Source organism: Cupriavidus sp. 09_S30, from assembly GCF_056930435.1.
On sequence record NZ_JBXOWI010000001.1, the window covers coordinates 2573520 to 2592046 of the forward strand.

The following is an 18527-nucleotide window of genomic DNA, read 5'->3' on the forward strand; positions in this document are numbered from 1 at the left end:
CCCCCGCCCCTCTCCCGCAAGCGGGAGAGGGGAGAAAACCAGTGGCAGACAGCAAGCAGTCAGAGCTGTCGGCGCCTGCGCGGCACACTGCCGCTCGCCCACGCCGGCTCACGCCAGCGAACCGTGCCAGCACGCCCACCACGAAACCAGCCACGTCGGACAGGAAGTGGCCGCCAGCCTCGGTAACGGCAGGATGATCGAACCACCACGCCAGCTCGCGATCAGGGGACCGGCGATCCATAAGTAACGATCTCTATCGGCCCACCGGAAACGTCCCCATAAACTTGCTCAATATCTGCAGCATCACCTCATCCGCCCCGCCGCCGATCGACGTCAGCCGCCCGTCGCGGAAGATGCGCGAGATGGGGCTCTCCATCACATAACCCATGCCGCCCCAGAACTGCAGGCAACGGTCGGCGGTCTCGCGCACCAGTCGCCCGGCCTTGAGCTTGGCCATGGTGGCCAGCCGCGTGGCGTCCTCGCCGCCGACCATGGTCTCCACCGCGCGCCAGCACAGCGCGTGCAGCGCCTCGACCTCGGTCTGCAGCTCGGCCAGCGTGAAGTGCACCCACTGGTTGTCGAGCAGCGGACGGCCGAACACGCTGCGTTCGCGCGTGTACTCGATGGTCAGGTCGATGGCCTTCTGGCACACCGCGCGCGTGTTCAGCGCGCCCCACAGCCTCTCCACCTGGAACTGTTCCATCTGGTAGGTGAAGCCCATGCCCTCCTCACCGATGCGCCAGCGCGCCGGCACGCGCACGTCATCGAAGAAGAGCTGGGCGGTGTCGGAGGCGTCCATGCCGATCTTGCGCAGCTTCTTGGCCACCGACACGCCGCGCGTCTTCATCGGCACCACGATCAGGGTCTTGTTGCGATGGGGCGCGCCTTCGGAGGTGTTGGCGAGCACGCAGCAGAAGTCGGCCTGGGTGCCGTTGGTGGTCCACATCTTGCCGCCATTGATGACGTAGTCATCGCCGTCGCGGCGCGCCGTGGTGCGGATGGAGGCCACGTCGGAGCCGCTGCCGACTTCCGATACGCCCAGGCAGGCGACGTACTCGCCGCGGATGGCCGGCTCCAGAAAGGTGCGCCGCACCTCGTCGCTGCCGCGGTGGGCCAGCGCCGGCGTGGCCATGTCGGTCTGCACGCCGATGGCCATCGGCACGCCGCCGCAGTTGATGTCAGCCAGCGACTCGGCCAGCACGGCGCTGTAGGAATAGTCGAGGCCGGCGCCGCCGTTCTCCTCGGGCTTGGACAGGCCCAGCAAGCCCAGCTCACCCATCTTGCGGAAGACCTCATGCGCGGGGAAGATCTCGGCTTCCTCCCAGGCATCGACGTGGGGGTTGATCTGCTCTGCGATGAAGCGCTTGATGGTGGCGCGCAGCGCCTCGTGCTCGGGGGTCAACAGCATCTGGCTGCTCTCCGGAAAGTAGGATGTTCGGGACGGGCCGCGCTCACGGCCGCGCCACGGAAAACTGCATTGCCTGCGGCCGCGCGGCCTCTGCCTCGCGGCAGACGGCCAGCACATTGGCCAGCACGCTGCGCGTGTGGCGCGGATCGATCACGCCGTCGTCCAGCACATGGGCGCTGGTGGTGAATACGCTCATCTGGCTGTCGAAGCGCTCGACGATGCGCTGCTGCAGCGCGTCGAGCTGCGCGGTGTCAACCTCGCCGCCTTTGCGCTTCATGCCGGCCTCGGCCACGATGGCCATGGTGCGCGCGGCCTGCTCGCCGCCCATCACGGCCGTCTTGGCATTGGGCCAGGAGAAGCAGAAGCGCGGCGCGAAGCCGCGTCCGCACATGCCGTAGTTGCCGGCACCGAAAGAAGCGCCGCAGTACAGCGTGATCTGCGGCACGGTGGCGTTGCTGACGGCCTGGATCATCTTGGAGCCGTGCTTGATGATGCCGCCCTCCTCCACGCTGCGCCCCACCATGAAACCGGTGGTGTTGTTCAGGTAGAGGATGGGCGTGCGCGCCTGGCAGCAGGCCTGGATGAAGTGGGTGGCCTTGGTCGCGCCGGCCGGGTCGATCGGGCCGTTGTTGGTGATGATGCCCACCGGCCAGCCCTCGATGCGGGCGTTGCCGCAGACAGTGGCCGGGCCGTAGTTCTCGCCGAACTCGAGGAAGTCCGAGTCGTCGACGATGCGCGCGATCACCTCCTTCATGTCGACCGGGCGCTTGTGGTCCATCGGCATGATGCCGAGCAGTTCCTCGGCATCGAAGCGCGGCGGCTTGAAGCCGCGCGGTGCGCTTTCGCCGAAGCCCGGCACGCCGCGCTGCCAGTCGATCTTGGCCAGGATGTCGCGCGCCATGCGCAGCGCGTCGCGGTCATCCTCGGCCAGGTAATCGCCCAGGCCCGAGATGGTGGTGTGCATCTCGGCGCCGCCGAGCTCCTCCTCGGTCGCCACCTCGCCGGTGGCGGCCATCAGCAGCGGCGGGCCGGCCAGGAAGGCGCGCGAGCGGCCGCGCACCAGGATGATGTAGTCGGACAGGCCGGTCTGGTAGGCGCCGCCGGCCGTGGACGAGCCATGGGTGACGGTAACCACCGGCAGGCCGGCGGCCGACAGCCGCGCCAGGTTGCGGAACAGCTGGCCGCCGCGGATGAAGTCCTCCACGCGGTAGCGCATCAGGTTGGCACCCGCGCTTTCCACCAGCTGCACATAGGGCAGCCGGTTCTCCAGCGCCAGCTCCTGCACGCGCAACTGCTTGTCCAGCCCCTTGGGCTGCAGCGCGCCGGCGTCGATGCCCGCATCCGAAACGCTGACCATGCAGCGCACGCCGCTGACGAAGCCGATGCCGGCGATCAGGCCGCCGCCCGGCACGCTCTTGTCGAGGTCCGGGTTGTCCAGGCCGAGGCCGGCCAGCGTGCACAGCTCAAGGAAAGGTGCGCCCGGGTCGAGCAGCAAGGCGAGGCGTTCGCGCGGCAGCAACTGGCCGCGCTTCTCGAAGCGCGCGCGCGACAAGGCGGAGGCCTGCACCGCGCGCTGCTCGAACTCGCGGATGCGCGCCAGCAGGGCTTGCATGCCTTCGCGGTTGGCCTGGTAGGCGCTGCTCGACGGAGAGATTCTGGATTCGATCTGGGGCATGTGGAATGGCGCCGTTGGGATCAGGTTGGCGGGAGGCCTGTACGCTTCCCGCCGGCTGGAATCCATGTTAGGCAGCCGCATGGAGGCCGTCTTGCGCATACTGGCTGTGTTCGCGGCGGTGCAATACAGGGCTGCGCAAAGCGGCTGCACAGAGGCCGAGCACAGGCCGCACAGAGGCCGCACAGAGGCCGCTCAGCGCAGGCGCACGCGGTACTTCGGCAGCAGTGCGGCGGGCTGGTAGGAGAGCTTGGTGCGGCGGAAATTCTCCAGCCCCATGTCCTGCTCGAAATTGAGCCAGGCCGCATCCGGCGCGCCTGCCGCGCAGAAGTGGTGGAACATGTACTGGTAGATGCCCTTGTAGCGATCCAGCCCCTTGGCGAAGCGCATCACATAGACCGCCGGGCGGAGGCGCTGGGCCAGCACGAAACCGACGGGCTGACTGCCGACCTCATACAGGAAGCCTTGCAGGCCAAGCGCAGTGGACAGGTGCAGGGCCTCGGCGCAGGCGGCATCATCGGCCTCGCCTTCCCGCTTGTCCTTGTCGCGCAGCCATTGCGCCTGCACCGCCAGCGCCTCGGCGGCCAGCGCCGGCGTATAGGGCCGCGCGCTCACCGCGTGCGCGGCCAGGAACTGGCGCATCAGGTTGCGCTTCTTGCCCAGCAGCGTGCCGCGATAGTGGCGGAAATGGTCGGCCGGGTAGAGATAGTCGGCGTCGTCCCGCGCGGACTGCCAGGCGAAGCGTGCCGGGTCCAGCCGCGCGAGCTGTCCGCCCGAGAGCGGATAGAGGCAGCCATGAGCGCGCAGCAGCGCCTCCAGCACGGCCGGCGGTGCCTCCGCAGGCGAGAACAGCGGCAAGGCGTGCGTAGCGCCATCGTAGGTCCGGCCCGAGACATGCGGGTAGGCCCCCTCGTGGAAGCGATAGGCGTGCGGCCGGCGGAACAGGTAGAGGTTGGAGAAGGCGGCGTCGGACAGGCAGTGCTCATCGCACTCGGGCACGCAACGCGCGAGCGCCGCGTCGATGACGGCTTGCTGCGCCAGCTCCAGCGGCACGCCAGCCGCTGAAGCTGGCGCACAAGCAAATCCCGGCGCCTGTACCAGCATCAATGTGCGCCGCCCGCCGCGCTCGCGTGCCGCACGCGCGTGCCCGCCGCCGGCCCGGTGGCGGGCGGCCCGGCGAAGCACTGCGCCTGCGCCAGCCACTGCCACGCCGGGCCTTCGCTATAGGCCAGCGCCGTGTCATCGAGATGGCGCCGCTGGGTCACCAGCAGGCAGAAGTCCTCGGCCGGGCCGCGCACATAGTGCTGCCCGGAGGGCTCACCCCAGCGCCAGGCGCTGCCGTCCGGCGCCGTCAGGTCGACATAGGGCATCGGCTCCGGCACCGGCTGGCCGCGATTGACGAAGGTCCAGCCGAAGGTGCCGACGCCGATATGGGCGATATGCCGCAGCCGCGCGCTGGCGGGACGCTGCCGGCCCAGCACGTCCCAGATGTCCTGGCCGTGCGCCCAGGTCTCCATCAGGCGCGCGGTGGCGAAGGAGCGCGCGCTCATCGGCGGGCCATACCAGGGCAGCCTGTGCTTGGGATCGAGCGCGGCCAGCGCGGCCACCAGCGCCTCGTGCCGCATGCGCCAGCGTGCCAGCAGCGCCGGACCGTCGAGGCCGCGGTAGGTCTCGCGCGCCACCGCGCTGATCTGCCCGCCCCCCGCCATCAGCCGGCCGAGCTCGGCCGCGCCGCGCTGGAAAGCGTCGGCATCGCCGATGGCCTGCAGCGAGGCCTCGTCGAAGTAGCACAGGTGAGCAATCTCATCCCAGGCGCTCCAGCCATGGAAATCCGTGGGGCGCGCCCACTCGGCGGGCGTCAGCGTCTGCGCGAGCGCGGCGAGATCGCGGTATTCGTCGAGCAGGTCCTGGCAGGTGGCTTTCACGGAGGCTCCGGTCGGTCAGGGTGGAAGCGGCCGCGCACACGCGCGGCCGGCAGTACGGGCTTCAGCCGGCCAGCGCCGCGGCCAGTTCGGGCGGCACGCGCACCGGCATGCTGAGCAGCACCTGGCCCATGCCCTTGCCGAGCGGATCGTTGCGCAGCGAGGCCATGCCGCCGCCGCCCAGCGCCGCCTCGCACAGGAAGTTGAAGGCGCCGATGCCCGGCAGCGCATAGCGGGTAACCCGCCCCTTGACCACATGCGCCAGGTAGGCAGCCACCGCCTCTTCGGTAAGCTGCGCCGCCAGCAGCGGCAGGTAGTCGGGCCGGCGCGCCAGGATGCCGATATTGGAGAAGTCGCCCTTGTCGCCACTGCGGCCGTAGGCCAGCCGGATCAGCGGCACCGCCACCCAGTCCGGCTGGGGCGGCGTGGCGCCGAACGCATCGGCGGTGGCGCCAGTCACCGCGCCAGGGACGGCAGGGTGCGCCGGCGCCGCCATAGTGAACGCAATCGGCTCGCCGTCGAGCAGCACCGCCGGCTGCGCGAATGCCTTGGACACCAGGAAGGGGAACTGCTTGATCGACAGGCTCACCGAAGGCCGGCCGCCCACGCCGGTGGTGCCGGGCGACCAGGAGGTGCCGGCCGGCGCGATTTCGCGCGCGAACTGCTCCAGCGCCCGCTTGTCGGGGTGCGACACCGCCAGCCACATCACCGCTTCGTAGAGGTCGGGAGCGGGCACGTGCGGGCCGAAGGAGGCGGCGGTGCCCAGCACCTGCAGGTGGGTGGCGCTGAAGTCGGGCAGGCCGGCCTGGGCCAGCAGCCGGCGCGTGCGTTCGAGGAAGGCCTCGCCGCTGCGGCGCGCCTTCTTGGCGGCATCCACGCCGACGATGGTGAGCTGGGCATTGCAGCGGTAGCCGTCGGCATAGGTGGCCGACACCTTGTACTGCCCTCCGGGCGCGCGGCCGCGCGCGCCGCTGACCTCGACCTCGCCCGGGCCGGTCTGGCGCATGCGCACGCCGGTGAAATCGCAGGTGACGTCGGGCAGCAGGTAGGCGGCGGGATCGCCGATCTCATACAGCAGCTGCTCGCCCACGGTGGCGGTATTGACCAGCCCGCCGGTGCCGGGCGGCTTGCCGACGCGGAAGCTGCCGTCCGGGGCGCAGTCGATGACGGGATAGCCGATGCCGGCCCAGTCGGGCACCTGGTCCCAGTCGGTATGCAGGCCGCCGGTGGCCTGGCAGCCGCACTCGATGATATGGCCGGCCAGGCTGCCGGCGGCGAGCTTGTCGTAGTCGTCCGCAGCCCAGCCGAACTCGTGCATCAGCACGCCCAGCGTGACCGCGCTGTCTACGCAGCGCCCGGTGATGACGATGTCCGCGCCGGCGTCGAGCGCGGCGCGGATCGGCTGGGCGCCGAAGTAGGCATTGGCGCTCAGGATGCGCTCGGGCATCGGCGCGCCGGTCTGCATGTCGGCCACGCCGCGCTCGCGCAGCTCGGCCAGCCGTGGCATCAGGTCGTCGCCTTCCACCACGGCAACCCGCACGGCCACGCCCAGTTCGCCGGCGAGCCGGCGCACCGCTTCGGCGCAGCCGCGCGGATTGACGCCGCCGGCATTGCTGACGATGCGGATGCCGCGCGCCATGGCGGGCTTGAGCACCGCGCGCAGCGCGCCGGTGACGAAGTCGGTGGCGAAGCCCGCCTCAGGATTCTTGAGCCGGGCCGCCGCCAGCAGCGACATGGTCAGTTCGGCCAGGTAGTCGAACACCAGGTAGCGGATCTCGCCCCGCTCGACCAGCTGCACCGGTCCGATGGCACTGTCGCCCCAGAAGCCCGAGGCGCCGCCGATGCGTACGCCGGGCACGCGCTGTTCTGTCATCGCTGCCGCTCCGTGAATGGAATGGCACCACGATAGCCGGCGCGGCCGCGACTCGTCTTGCGTCTACTGGCTCCAGCGGGCCGGTGGGCCGCGCCGGCGCCTTTGCCCGCCTTACTTGCTGCGGCTGGCCATCAGCTCCAGGTTGGCCTTGCGGTCGGCGTTGATCTTCTGCACGGTGGGCCGCTCGGACATGCGCTTCATGTAGTCCTTGACCGGCAGGTCGGCCAGCATGTCGGCGCCGTAGATGATCTTGGTGCAGTTAGAGACCAGCGGCAGGCTGGCCACCGCCGCGCAGTCCGCCAGCGTGAAGGTGTCGCCGGCCAGGTAGGGCGAGAACTTCGCCAGCTTGGCGAAGGCCGGGATGTAGCGCGACAGCAGCTTGTGCTGGCGCTCCTTGACGCTATCGCTGACCTTGCCGCCGAAGAAGGCTTCCGGATACAGCTCGCGCGCGGTCAGCTCCAGATAGAGTTCCATGAAGACGATCAGCTCGCGCACCTTGGCCGCGCCGTAGGGGTCGGCGGGCAGCAGCGGCGACTGCGGATAGGCGGCCTCGATGTATTCGGCGATGGCTTCGGACTCGCACAGCGGGCCCGCATCGGTGATGATATAGGGCACCTTGCCCGCTGGCGTGGCCGACAGGTCGGTCTCGCCTACCCAGGCGATCACCTCCTCGAACGGCACATTCTTTTCGAGCAGGGCCAGCTTGACCTTGTTGTAGTAGTTGCTGGCGGCAAAGCCGCAAAGCTTCAGCATGTCGTCTCTCTCCGATGTATCTGGTGGTGGGGGGTATCGCCCGCACCGAAATGTGCGTGGCGCTGCCAGTTTGTCGACGATCGGGCCGTTCGGCAAGCGCTGCTGGCCGATCAGCGCACGCCGCGTGCATCTCGCGGCTTTCGCGAAAGATGCAAAAAACGTACGATCGTGCTAATTTAACCGCAAATTTCCGGACGCACCATGAGCAATTTCACTATCGACTCCCTGGGTATCGTCGGCACCGGCGCGATGGGCCGCGGCATCGCCCAGATCGCGGCGCAGGCCGGCCTGGCCGTCAACCTCTTCGACGCCAACCCGCAGGCCGTGGAGGCTGCCCGCCAGTACCTGCAGGACACCTTCGCCAAGCTGACCGAGAAGGGCAAGCTGAGTGCCGAGGAAGGCGCTGCCGCGCTGGCCCGCGTGCGCCCCTGCACCGCGCTGGAGGACCTGGCCGGCTGCGACATGGTGGTCGAGGCCATCGTCGAGAAGCTGGAGGTCAAGCGCGAGCTGGTCGCCAAGCTGGAAGCCATCCTGCGCCCGGACGCCATCATCGCCTCCAACACCTCGTCGCTGTCGATCACCGCGATCGCCGTGGGCGCGAAGCAGCCGGGCCGCATCGCCGGCTACCACTTCTTCAACCCGGTGCCGCTGATGAAGGTGGTCGAGGTCATCGACGGCCTGTCGGGCAATCCGGCCGTGGGCGACGCGCTTATGGCGCTGTCGCGCCGCATGGGCCACACCCCGGTGCGCTGCAAGGACATGCCGGGCTTCATCGTCAACCATGCCGGCCGCGGCATGAATATCGAGGGCCTGAAGGTCGCGCAGGAAGGCGTGGCCGAGTTCGCGGACATCGACAACATCATGCGCGAGCAGGCCGGCTTCCGCATGGGCCCCTTCGAGCTGATGGACCTGACCGGGCTGGACGTGTCGCATCCGGTGATGGAGTCGATCTACAACCAGTTCTACCAGGAGCCGCGCTACCGCCCGTCGCCGATCACGGCGATCCGTTCGGTGGGCGGCCTGATCGGCCGCAAGGCCGGCGCCGGCTTCTACCGCTACGAGAACGGCGCCAAGCAGGTGCCCGTCGCCGCCGCGGTGCCCGCCGCACGCCCCGCCGCCGTCTGGGTCAGCCGCGCCAACCTGCGCGGCTACGAGATGGCGGTCAAGCTGCTGATCGCGCTGGGCGTGACGCCCGAGGCGGGCAACCAGCCCTCGTCCGACGCGCTGATCGTGGTCACGCCGCTGGGCCTGGACGCCACCACGTGCGCGCTGGAAGAAGGCCTGGACGCCAGCCGCGTGGTCGCCATCGACACCCTGCTGCCCTTCGAGGCCACCAAGCGCCGCACGCTGATGACCACGCCGGCCACCAGCACCGCCATGCGCGATGCCGCGCACGGCCTGTTCGGCAGCGACGGCGTGCCGGTCACGATGATCCGCGACTCGGCCGGCTTCGTCGCGCAGCGCATGGTCTCCTGCATCGTCAACATCGCCAGCGACATCGCGCAGCAGCGCATCGCCACGCCGGGCGACATCGACCTGGCGGTCAACCTGGGCCTGGGTTATCCCAAGGGCCCGCTGGCCCTGGGCGATGCCATCGGCCCGCAGCTGGTGCTGGAGACGCTGCGCAATATGGAACGCCTGACCGGCGACATGCGCTACCGCCCGAGCCCGTGGCTGTGGCGCCGCGCCGGCCTGGGCCTGTCGCTGCTGACCGAAGAGGCCTGAGCCCGGCCCCACGCCGAACCACGCGCACAGACCCTACCACGCCGAGACCGCTCCGATGACTGCCCAGCTCCTCTCCGAACGCGTCGGCACCACCCTGGTGCTGACCATCTCCAACCCGGAGGCGCGCAATGCGCTGCACCCGGACATCTACGCGGCCTCGCAGACGGCGCTGGAAGCGGCCGTCGGCGACGACTCGGTGCGCGCGATCGTGCTGACCGGCGCCGACGGCGTCTTCTGCGCCGGCGGCAACCTGAACCGGCTGCTCGGCAACCGCGCCCAGCCGCCCGAGGTGCAGGCGCGCAGCATCGAGGTGCTGAACCGCTGGATCGAAGGCCTGCACGCCTTCCCCAAACCCATCATCGCCGCGGTCGAAGGTCCGGCGGCCGGCGCCGGCTTCTCGCTGGTGCTGGCCTGCGACTTCGTCGTCGCCGCCAGCAACGCCAAGTTCGTCATGGCCTACGTCAAGGTGGGCCTGACGCCCGACGGCGGCGGCTCCTACGAACTGGCGCGCGCCCTGCCCCGCCAGCTCGCCAGCGAGTTGATGATGCAAGGCAAGCCAGTCGACGCCGCAAGATTGCAGCACTTCGGCCTGGTCAACCGCGTCGCGGCGCCCGGCCAGGCGCTGGCCGAGGCACTGAAGCTGGCCGAAGAGCTGTCCGGCGAATCGCCGCATGCGGTGGGCCGCATCAAGGGCCTGATCAACCATGCCGCCAGCGCCTCGCTCGCCGAACACCTGGTGGCTGAGCGCGACAGCTTCGTGGCCGCGCTGCACCACCCCGACGCCGGCGAGGGCATCGGCGCCTTCCTGGAGAAGCGCAAGCCACGCTACCGCTAACGCGGCGCGCCCGCCGTAGGCATCGTCACCAAGGCACAACAGAGGCATGGAGGAGACAACGATGGAATTGCCCCCCGCCGCACGTCGGCGCATTTACCTGATGCGCCATGGCGCGGTCGACTACTTCGACGAACGCGGGCGCAAATCGCTGCCCGAGCAGGTCGTGCTCAATGAGACCGGCCGCATGCAGGCCACGGCCGCCGGGCGCGCCTTCGCCGCCGAAGGCATCCGCTTCGACCGCGTCATCGTCAGCGGCCTGCCGCGCACCGTGGAGACCGCGCAGCGCGTGCTGGCCGAGATCCCCGCCATGCAGGGCGCCGTCCCCGAAACCTGGACCGACTGGCAGGAAATCCGCGGCGGGCAGATCAGCGACATCCCCGAAGAGCGGCTGCGCGACGCCTTCCTCGGCGCCTTCGAAGGCGTGGTCGCGGAAGACCAGCGCTTCCTCGGCGGCGAAAGCGTAGGCGAGTTCCTCGACCGCGTGCTGCCCGGCCTGCGTCGCCTGCGCGACGATCCCGGCTGGGATACGGCGCTGCTGGTCTTGCACGGCGCCACCAACCGCGCCATCCTGTCGCATGCCATCACCTGCGGCCAGCGCGTCTTCTTCGGCTCGCTGCTGCAGACGGCGGGCTGCATCAACGTGCTCGACGTGGGCGACGCCCCGGGCGACTGGGTGGTGCGCATGCTCAACTATTCCGCCCCCACGCCGGTGCACAGCGGCACGCGCCACACCACGATGGAGGTGATGCTGCACCAATACCTGCGGCTGCGCGCCCTGCCGGGCTGAACGCGCAGCCGACCCGACGCACGGAATCCTCGAGAATCGAGACAAAACACGGAGACAGCATGAGCAACGTATCGCACTTCGAAGGCACCCAGCCGGTGACCGACCAGCAGCGCTTCGACCTCGGCGCGCTCGCAGACTGGATGCGCCAGCATGTGGACGGCTTCGCCGGCCCGCTGACGGTGGAGCAGTTCAAGGGGGGCCAGTCCAACCCCACCTTCAGGCTGACCACCCCGGACCGGACCTATGTGATGCGCGCCAAGCCCGGCCCCCGCTCCAAGCTGCTGCCCTCGGCACACGCCATCGAACGCGAGTACCGCGTGATGGCCGCGCTGGCCGGCACCGACGTGCCGGTGGCGAAGATGTATGCGCTGTGCGACGACGAGTCGGTGATCGGCCGCGACTTCTACCTGATGGAATACGTGGCCGGCCGCGTGCTGTGGGACCAGTCCCTGCCCGACATGAGCAAGTCCGAGCGCGGCGCCATCTACGATGAGATGAACAGAGTCATCGCCGCGCTGCACAGCGTCGACTACCAGGCCATCGGCCTGGGCGACTACGGCAAGCCCGGCAACTACTTCTCGCGCCAGATCGAGCGCTGGACCAAGCAGTACAAGCTGTCCGAGACCGAGTCCATCCCCTCGATGGACGCGCTGATGGAATGGCTGCCCCAGCATATCCCGCACGAGGACGCCGACCTGACCACCATCGTGCACGGCGACTACCGCCTCGACAACCTGATGTTCCACCCCACCGAGCCGCGCGTGCTGGCGGTGCTCGACTGGGAGCTGTCCACGCTGGGCCATCCGCTGGCCGACTTCGGCTACCACTGCATGAGCTGGCACATCGCGCCGGGCCAGTTCCGCGGCATCGCCGGGCTGGACTACGCCGCGCTGGGCATCCCGGACGAGGCCAGCTACCGCAAGCTGTACGAGCAGCGCACCGGCCGCCAGATCACCGGCGACTGGAATTTCTACCTGGCCTTCAGCATGTTCCGCATCGCCGGCATCCTGCAGGGCATCATGAAGCGCGTGGTGGACGGCACCGCCTCCTCGGCCCAGGCGGCAGACGCCGGCAAGCGGGCGCGCCCGATGGCCGAGATGGGCTGGCAGTACGCGCAGAAGGCGAAGCAGTAAGCGAAGCCAGGCTCCGCAGACAATGCCGCTCAGTCGTGACTGGGCGGCATTTTTCTTTTGGGCTCCCGGTGGGGCTCGATGCCTCATTTGCGCAGCAGATGCCGTGGCCAAGACTGGCCTGCACGCGTGCCCTTAGTCTCTCGCCCGAGTACCTTCGACGCCGCAAAACGCATGGCAGCGATGACAAGGCAAGTTGAATCATCGCCAGGCCCGCCTTGCTACCAAGGCCGATCACGCCTCTAATGATCTTGTGCGGTCGAAGGCGGCGAGGAGGCCAGGAGGCAATATGCGCTGCACCAACTGCGGCTTCGAGAATCAAGCGGCGGCCGACTTCTGCCAGGCGTGCGGGGCCAGGCTGGTACGACGGTGCCCGCAGTGCGGCGAGGAAGCCAATCCCACTGCGAAGTTCTGCAGCGCTTGCGGCGCTCGCTTGACCGACTCGACCTCGGCATCGCTTGCCGCGCCTGGCGCCCAAGGCCTGGCCCCGGTTCACTACACGCCTCCGCATCTGGCGGAGCGCATCCGGGCCGAGCAGGCGGCCATGGAGGCCAGGGGCGAGACCGCCGGGGAACGCAAGACCATCACGGCCCTGTTTGCCGACATGGCTGGCTCGACGGCCCTGATCCAGGACCTGGACCCCGAGGAAGCGCGTCGCCTGATCGACCCGGTGATCACGCTGATGATGGAGGCGGTGCACCACTACGAAGGCTACGTCGCCAAGTCCCTGGGCGACGGCATCCTGGCCCTGTTCGGCGCGCCCATCGCGCACGAAGACCATGCCCTGCGCGCCCTGTACGCGGCGCTGCGCATGCAGGAGGCGATGCACCGCCATAGTGACCGGGTGCGCCTGGACCAGGGGGTTCCCCTGCAGATTCGCGTCGGCATCCACACCGGGGAGGTGGTGGTGCGCTCGATCCGCAAGGATGACCTGCACACCGACTACGACCCGGTGGGACACACGATCCACATTGCCTCGCGCATGGAAGGCGTCGCCACGCCGGCGTCCATCCTGGTGAGCGAATCCACCCACAAGCTGACCGAGGGATACTTCGAGTTCAAGGCGCTGGGGACCACACAGGTCAAAGGCGTGCGCGATCCGCTCGCGGTGTATGAGGTGCTGGGCCTCGGCGCATTGCGCACACGCCTCCAGGTGGCGGCGCACCGCGGCCTGGCACGGTTTGTGGGCCGCCAGGCCGAATTGGAGCAATTGCACAAGGCGCTGGACCTGGCCAAGGCCGGACACGGCCAGATAGTCGGCGTGGTCGGCGAGGCCGGGGTCGGAAAGTCCCGCCTTTTCCACGAGTTCAAGGCACGCTCGCAGCAGGGCTGCCTGGTGCTGGAGACGTTCTCGGTCTCACACGGCAAGGCCTTTGCCTATCTGCCGTTGATCGAGTTGCTGAAGAACTACTTTCAGATCACCGCGCAGGACAGCGACCGCAGCAGCCGCGAAAAAGCGACCGGAAGGTTGCTCACGCTGGAGCGTTCCCTGGAAGAGCATCTGCCCTACCTGCTCTACCTGCTGGGCATCACCGAACCCGGCTCGGCACTGCCGACCATGGACGCCGCGATCCGGCGCCAGCGCACGTTCGAAGCGATCGCGCACCTGCTGGTGCGGGAAAGCCTCAATCAGCCGCTCCAGATCATCTTCGAGGACCTGCAATGGCTGGACAGCGAAACCGAGGCGTGCCTCAACGTCCTCGCCGACCATGTGCCGCAGGCGCGGATCCTCCTGCTGGTCAACTATCGGCCCGAATATGCGCACCGCTGGGGCACCAGGCCCGATTACGCGCAATTGCAGCTGGAGCCGTTGGGACCTGCGGAAGCCCAGGGGCTGCTCAGCGCGCTGCTCGGCGATGATCGCAGCCTCGCGCCCCTGAAGCGGCTCATCCTCGACCAGACCGAAGGCAATCCCTTCTTCATGGAAGAGGTCGTCCAGACCCTGGCCGAGGAAGGCGCCCTGCTTGGCCCACCAGGCCGCTACCGCATCGAGACAGCCCCGACCCTGCTGCACATCCCGACCACCGTACAGGGCGTGCTGGCCGCCCGCATCGACCGGCTTCCGCTCGCGCAAAAGGAGCTGCTGCAGACACTGGCCGTCATCGGCAAGGAGTTTTCCCTGTCGCTTATTCAGAACGTCGCCGCACTTACCGACGACAAGCTGCGCCCGCTCCTGGCCGACCTGCAGGCAGCGGATTTCATCTACGAGCGTCCCGCATTTCCCGAAGTCGAGTACGCCTTCAAGCACGCCCTGACCCAGGAAGTCGCTGGCTATTCGCTGTTGAGCGAGCGGCGCAGCAAGCTGCACGAGCGCGCGGCCCAGGCGATCGAGACGCTGTGCGCGGATCGCTTGAAGGATCATTGTGGCGAGCTCGCCCACCACTACAGCCACAGCGGCAATATCCCGAAGGCTGTGGAGTACCTGCACTGCGCCGGCCAGCAGGCACTGCAGCGTTCGGCCCAGGCTGAAGCGATCCGGCACCTCGGCACAGCCGTGGAACTACTCAAGCGGCTGCCCGACAGCCAGGAACGCACGCGCGAGGAACTGACCCTGCTGCTGACACTCGGTCCGGCCCTGATGGCCACCCGCGGTCATGCCTCCCCGGAGGTGGAGGCCAACTATAAGCGCGCGCTACAACTGTGCGAACAGCAAGGGCAGGCGCAACACGTCTTCTCGGCTCAACTGGGCCTGTGGGCCTTCTATCAGCTGCGCGCGCAGTACGAGGTGGCGCAACCGCTTGGAGAGCGGCTGCTCGGCATGGCCCAGAAGGCGGGCAGGCCCGAGCAACTCACGGAGGCGCATCGGGCGCTTGGCGCCACGGTGTTCCGTCTTGGCACGCTCGACGCGGCCCGCACGCATATGGAGCAGGTGCTGGCACTGCAGCGCCCGGGGCAGCCGGAATGCGAGGTTCCGCTCGGTTTCAGGCGGGACTCGGTCATCCACGCAAGGAGCACATTGGGTTGGGTCCTGTGGTACCTGGGCCTGCCGGACCAGGCGCGTGCACGCACTCAGGAGGCCCTTGCGCTGGCACAGGCACAGACGGACACCTTCGGCCTCGCACTCTGCCTGCTCTTTGCGGCCGAAGTGCATCAGTGTCTTCACGAAGTCCAGCAGACGCGCGAGTACGCCGAGGCCGTCATCGCGGTCGCATGCGAGCAAGGCTTTCCGATCTATATGGGATGGGGAACCATCCTGCAAGGCTGGGCACTGTCCCAGCAGGGAAGCCATGAAGAAGGAATTGCCCTGATGCGGCGTGGCCTCGCCGCTTACGAGGCGACCGGCTCGGCGCTCGCCAGGCCCAGTCTGCTTGCCCTGCTGGCCGATGCCCATGGAAAGGCGAGCCAGACCCAGGCCGGACTGGATCGGGTGGCCGAGGCGCTGGCGCTAGTGGAGACAACGGGGGAGCGGCTTGACGAAGCGAGGTTGCATCGGCTCAGGGGCGAACTGCTGCTCCGGCAGTCAAGCGACGCCCCCTCCCCGCCTAACGGCCATGAGGAAGCCGAAGCCTGCTTCCACAAGGCCATCGCCGTGTCCCGCGCGCAGGGCGCCAGGTCCCTGGAACTGCAGGCCGCACTGAGCCTGGCACGACTGTGGCAGCAACAAGGAAAGACAGATGCCGCGCGCCAGGCGCTGGCCGGGATCCATGGCAGCTTCAGCGAGGGCTTCGACCTCCCGGACTGGCTGCAGGCCAGGGCCCTGCTGGATGAGCTGGGCCGGCAGTATGGCAAGGCCGCAGCCTCTTCGTCCGAACCGAGCCGGGCCGACGCGAGCGCTTCCCGGAACCCTCCTGGATGATTCCCATGCGAGCCCGCTTCCTGGCACTGTGGACGCGTTCAGGTGGCCTGCGCGCAGAGGAGGTCTACGCCGACCTCGCCCGCCACTACGGCGAGCCGACGCGGCACTATCACACGCTCGGCCATATCCGCCGCTGCCTGCGCGATCTGGACTGGGCCCGCGCTGCCGTCCCAGATATCGATGCCGTGGAATTGGCGCTATGGTGCCACGACGTCATCTACGTTCCGGGCGCCAAGGACAATGAGCCACGCAGCGTTGAGTGGTTCCGCTACTGGGCCGGGGACAGCATCGCTGCAAGGGAACACATCGCTGGCTTGATACTCGACACCACGCATGCCCGCACTCCTGCAGATCCCGCGGGCTGCATCATCGTCGACATAGACCTTGCAATACTGGGTTATTCCCGCGCGCGCTTCCGCCGCGATGGCGTGCAGTTGCGGGCCGAGCGCCCCGACCTGGACGACGCGACCTACGACAGCGCCGAGCGGGCATTCCTGGGCGCCCTCCTCGCCCGCCCCCGCATCTATCACACCGACCTGTTCCATACCCGCTACGAAGCCCGCGCGCGCAGCAACCTGGCGTGGCGGCTCGCGCAGACGGCGCCCGCCTGGCGCGCGCTGCCGGTCACAGGAACTCCTCCCTGATATCGATGCTCGAGCGCTGGCCGACGTTCCCGTAGTTCTGCTCCAGCCATGCCCCCGCCTGGTCCCGCCCCTTGTCGCGCAGGTAGCAGAGGAATTCCCAGTCGGCGTTGTACTTGCTCGACACACCCAACGCGGCCATCGTCTCATCGGAGCGGATCGAGTGGATCAGCATCTCCTTCATTTCGCCCCGATCGACCTTGCCATGCTGAATCAGTGACGTCACGAAGGCGATGGCGCGCATCTCGCGCATCAGCGAAGAGTTGAAGCTGACTTCATTGACTCTGTTGAGAATGTCCGCGGCAGTGGTGGGTACGCCCCGGCGCACGATCGGATTGATATGCACGATCACGACATCCTGCGTATTGCAGTCGTAGATCAGCGGGAAAATGGCCGGGTTGCCGACGTAGCCGCCGTCCCAGTAGTACTCGCCATCGATCGCCACCGCCTGGAAGAGCATCGGCAGGCACGCTGAGGCCAGCACCGCCTCGATGCTCAGGTCCCGGCCGGAAAAGATGCGTATCCGGCTGGTCTCGACATTGGTCGCGCAGAGAAAAAGACGGATCGGGCATTGCACGCGCAAGGCCTCAAAATCCACCTGCTTCCGCAATACATCCCGCAGCGGATTCATATTCTGCGGATTGAACTGGTAGGGAGACCAGACGCGCAGGACCATGTCGGCCAGGGCAAACAGGGGCGAATGGTCCAGCCCGAAGCTATGCGCCCCTTTCAGCCACGGGAACCAGCGCAAAGGGTTGTATCGTTCCGCCGACTGCGCGATGGCATGCCAGAAATCGTCCAGCGCCCGGCGCGCGCCATCCTGGCCCCCCTGCAGCATGCCGTAGGCCATCACCACGGCGTTCATCGCGCCGGCGCTGGTCGCACTGACCCCCTCGATGGCGAGCCGTCCATCCTCGAGCAAGCGATCGATCACGCCCCAGGTGAACGCGCCATGCATGCCGCCGCCCTGCAACGCCAGCGTCACAGGCTTTTGCGCTTGATTGGCGGGATGCGTGTCGGTGTGCGTGGCCATCGCTAAGCTCCTTCCGCGAGGCCTGGCCTGTGATCGCCTGCGCAACACCGGGTATCGTGTGCAGCGCTCTCGATCAAGTCGTCACCACCGTGCGCCCGATAGCGGACTCGCTATAGGCAGTGTAGTGAAGAAGTGACGCTGGAACGTAGTGTTTCGCATGGCAGCGAAGCAAGAACTCGGATCGGCTCCCTCGAGGGGGAGCCGAAACAGGCTGTCGCCTGCCGGAACACTTACTACCGGAACACTTAGCGGAACAGATCGAACAAGCGGACGACGCTACCGTCAGGCACTGCGCGCACGCATCCGCTCCGCTCCTCCCATCCTGCGCAGCCCGATCCACTCCAGCTCGGCCAGCACCGCCACCGCGAAGGCCTGCAGGCCGATCGCCCCCATGCCGAGCGCATTCGCGCCGGCGCCGCCCCCCGCCAGCAGCCAGATGCTGGCCGCCACCCAGCCCAGGTTGCCCGCGATAACCAGCCAGACCGCCGGCGGCGTCAGCAGGCGGGTCGCCACCAGCGCAATAAAGGACCCGATGGGCAGCAAGGCAATGCCGGCGTAGAAGGACAGGCCGACGGGAATACGCGTGATTGCGCCGACCAAGTCAGCGCCGAAGGCCAGCAGCCAGCCGGTCGCCAGGCAGGTGGCGGCATCGGCCAGCAGGACGGTGCGGAGGAAACGGGTCGGATTGGTGGTGGACATGGCATCGCTCCTGTGCGGTTGGAAACCGGTCGCGGGTACGGCCGCGCGTTGGATTCCATACTGGACGCTGGCGATGCTGATGGCGATTACGCGGCGAGTAATAAAGCAAATTCGACACTTTCCCCATATATATCACTGACTTACGTACGATATTGAGAAGTGCCAGAAAGCCATGAAATGCACAACGTTGCACCAATAAAATCAACCACTTACAACACCATTCCAGACGCTTAATTTCTAGGCAGTCTCAGGC

The 18527-nt window shown here is 68.0% G+C and carries 14 protein-coding genes; 6 read left to right on the forward strand and 8 right to left on the reverse strand.

The window, feature by feature from the left end; all coding sequences use genetic code 11:
* Positions 1 to 253 precede the first annotated feature (253 nt).
* The 6 genes from AC1Z3O_RS12055 to AC1Z3O_RS12080 all read right to left on the reverse strand — a co-directional run bounded on the left by AC1Z3O_RS12055 (position 254) and on the right by AC1Z3O_RS12080 (position 7628).
* A complete protein-coding gene (locus AC1Z3O_RS12055; protein ID WP_483515951.1) occupies positions 254 to 1408 on the reverse strand; it encodes an acyl-CoA dehydrogenase family protein in 1155 nt (384 codons plus the stop codon).
* Positions 1409 to 1451: 43 nt separating this feature from the next.
* Entirely contained in the window at positions 1452 to 3083 is a 1632-nt protein-coding gene (locus AC1Z3O_RS12060; RefSeq protein WP_483515952.1) for an acyl-CoA carboxylase subunit beta, read from the reverse strand.
* A 192-nt stretch (positions 3084 to 3275) separates the two neighbouring features.
* Entirely contained in the window at positions 3276 to 4184 is a 909-nt protein-coding gene (locus AC1Z3O_RS12065; RefSeq protein ID WP_483515953.1) for a phosphatidylglycerol lysyltransferase domain-containing protein, read from the reverse strand.
* Positions 4184 to 5005 (reverse strand): TIGR03084 family metal-binding protein, encoded by an 822-nt coding sequence (locus AC1Z3O_RS12070; RefSeq protein WP_483515954.1) that lies wholly within the window; start codon positions 5003 to 5005, stop codon positions 4184 to 4186. The genes AC1Z3O_RS12065 and AC1Z3O_RS12070 overlap by 1 nt, the downstream gene beginning before the upstream one ends.
* 61 nt (positions 5006 to 5066) lie before the next feature.
* Positions 5067 to 6875, reverse strand: a complete 1809-nt coding sequence (locus tag AC1Z3O_RS12075) for an acyclic terpene utilization AtuA family protein (RefSeq protein WP_483515955.1) — start codon at positions 6873 to 6875, stop codon at positions 5067 to 5069.
* 111 nt (positions 6876 to 6986) lie between these two features.
* Complete coding sequence (locus tag AC1Z3O_RS12080) at positions 6987 to 7628, reverse strand: glutathione S-transferase (RefSeq protein WP_483515956.1); 642 nt, start codon at positions 7626 to 7628, stop codon at positions 6987 to 6989.
* 201 nt (positions 7629 to 7829) lie between these two features.
* Between AC1Z3O_RS12080 and AC1Z3O_RS12085 the strand changes: the two genes are divergently transcribed.
* The 6 genes from AC1Z3O_RS12085 to AC1Z3O_RS12110 all read left to right on the forward strand — a co-directional run bounded on the left by AC1Z3O_RS12085 (position 7830) and on the right by AC1Z3O_RS12110 (position 16545).
* Entirely contained in the window at positions 7830 to 9353 is a 1524-nt protein-coding gene (locus tag AC1Z3O_RS12085) for a 3-hydroxyacyl-CoA dehydrogenase (RefSeq protein ID WP_483515957.1), read from the forward strand.
* 55 nt (positions 9354 to 9408) lie between these two features.
* Positions 9409 to 10188 (forward strand): oxepin-CoA hydrolase, alternative type, encoded by a 780-nt coding sequence (locus tag AC1Z3O_RS12090; protein WP_483515958.1) that lies wholly within the window; start codon positions 9409 to 9411, stop codon positions 10186 to 10188.
* 61 nt (positions 10189 to 10249) lie between these two features.
* Positions 10250 to 10975, forward strand: coding sequence for a histidine phosphatase family protein (locus AC1Z3O_RS12095; RefSeq protein WP_483515959.1), 726 nt, complete (start codon positions 10250 to 10252; stop codon positions 10973 to 10975).
* Positions 10976 to 11034: 59 nt separating this feature from the next.
* Positions 11035 to 12108 (forward strand): phosphotransferase, encoded by a 1074-nt coding sequence (locus tag AC1Z3O_RS12100; protein WP_483515960.1) that lies wholly within the window; start codon positions 11035 to 11037, stop codon positions 12106 to 12108.
* A 286-nt stretch (positions 12109 to 12394) separates the two neighbouring features.
* A complete protein-coding gene (locus AC1Z3O_RS12105; protein WP_483515961.1) occupies positions 12395 to 15901 on the forward strand; it encodes an adenylate/guanylate cyclase domain-containing protein in 3507 nt (1168 codons plus the stop codon).
* A complete protein-coding gene (locus AC1Z3O_RS12110; RefSeq protein ID WP_483515962.1) occupies positions 15898 to 16545 on the forward strand; it encodes an HD domain-containing protein in 648 nt (215 codons plus the stop codon). Before AC1Z3O_RS12105 ends, AC1Z3O_RS12110 begins: the two co-directional genes overlap by 4 nt.
* Here AC1Z3O_RS12110 and AC1Z3O_RS12115 read toward each other — a convergent pair.
* Positions 16526 to 17575: a patatin-like phospholipase family protein gene (locus AC1Z3O_RS12115; protein ID WP_483515963.1), complete on the reverse strand. Its 1050-nt coding sequence runs from the start codon at positions 17573 to 17575 to the stop codon at positions 16526 to 16528. The two genes, AC1Z3O_RS12110 and AC1Z3O_RS12115, sit on opposite strands and share 20 nt — an antisense overlap.
* 282 nt (positions 17576 to 17857) lie before the next feature.
* Positions 17858 to 18274, reverse strand: a complete 417-nt coding sequence (locus tag AC1Z3O_RS12120; protein ID WP_483515964.1) for a hypothetical protein — start codon at positions 18272 to 18274, stop codon at positions 17858 to 17860.
* Positions 18275 to 18527: the final 253 nt, after the last annotated feature.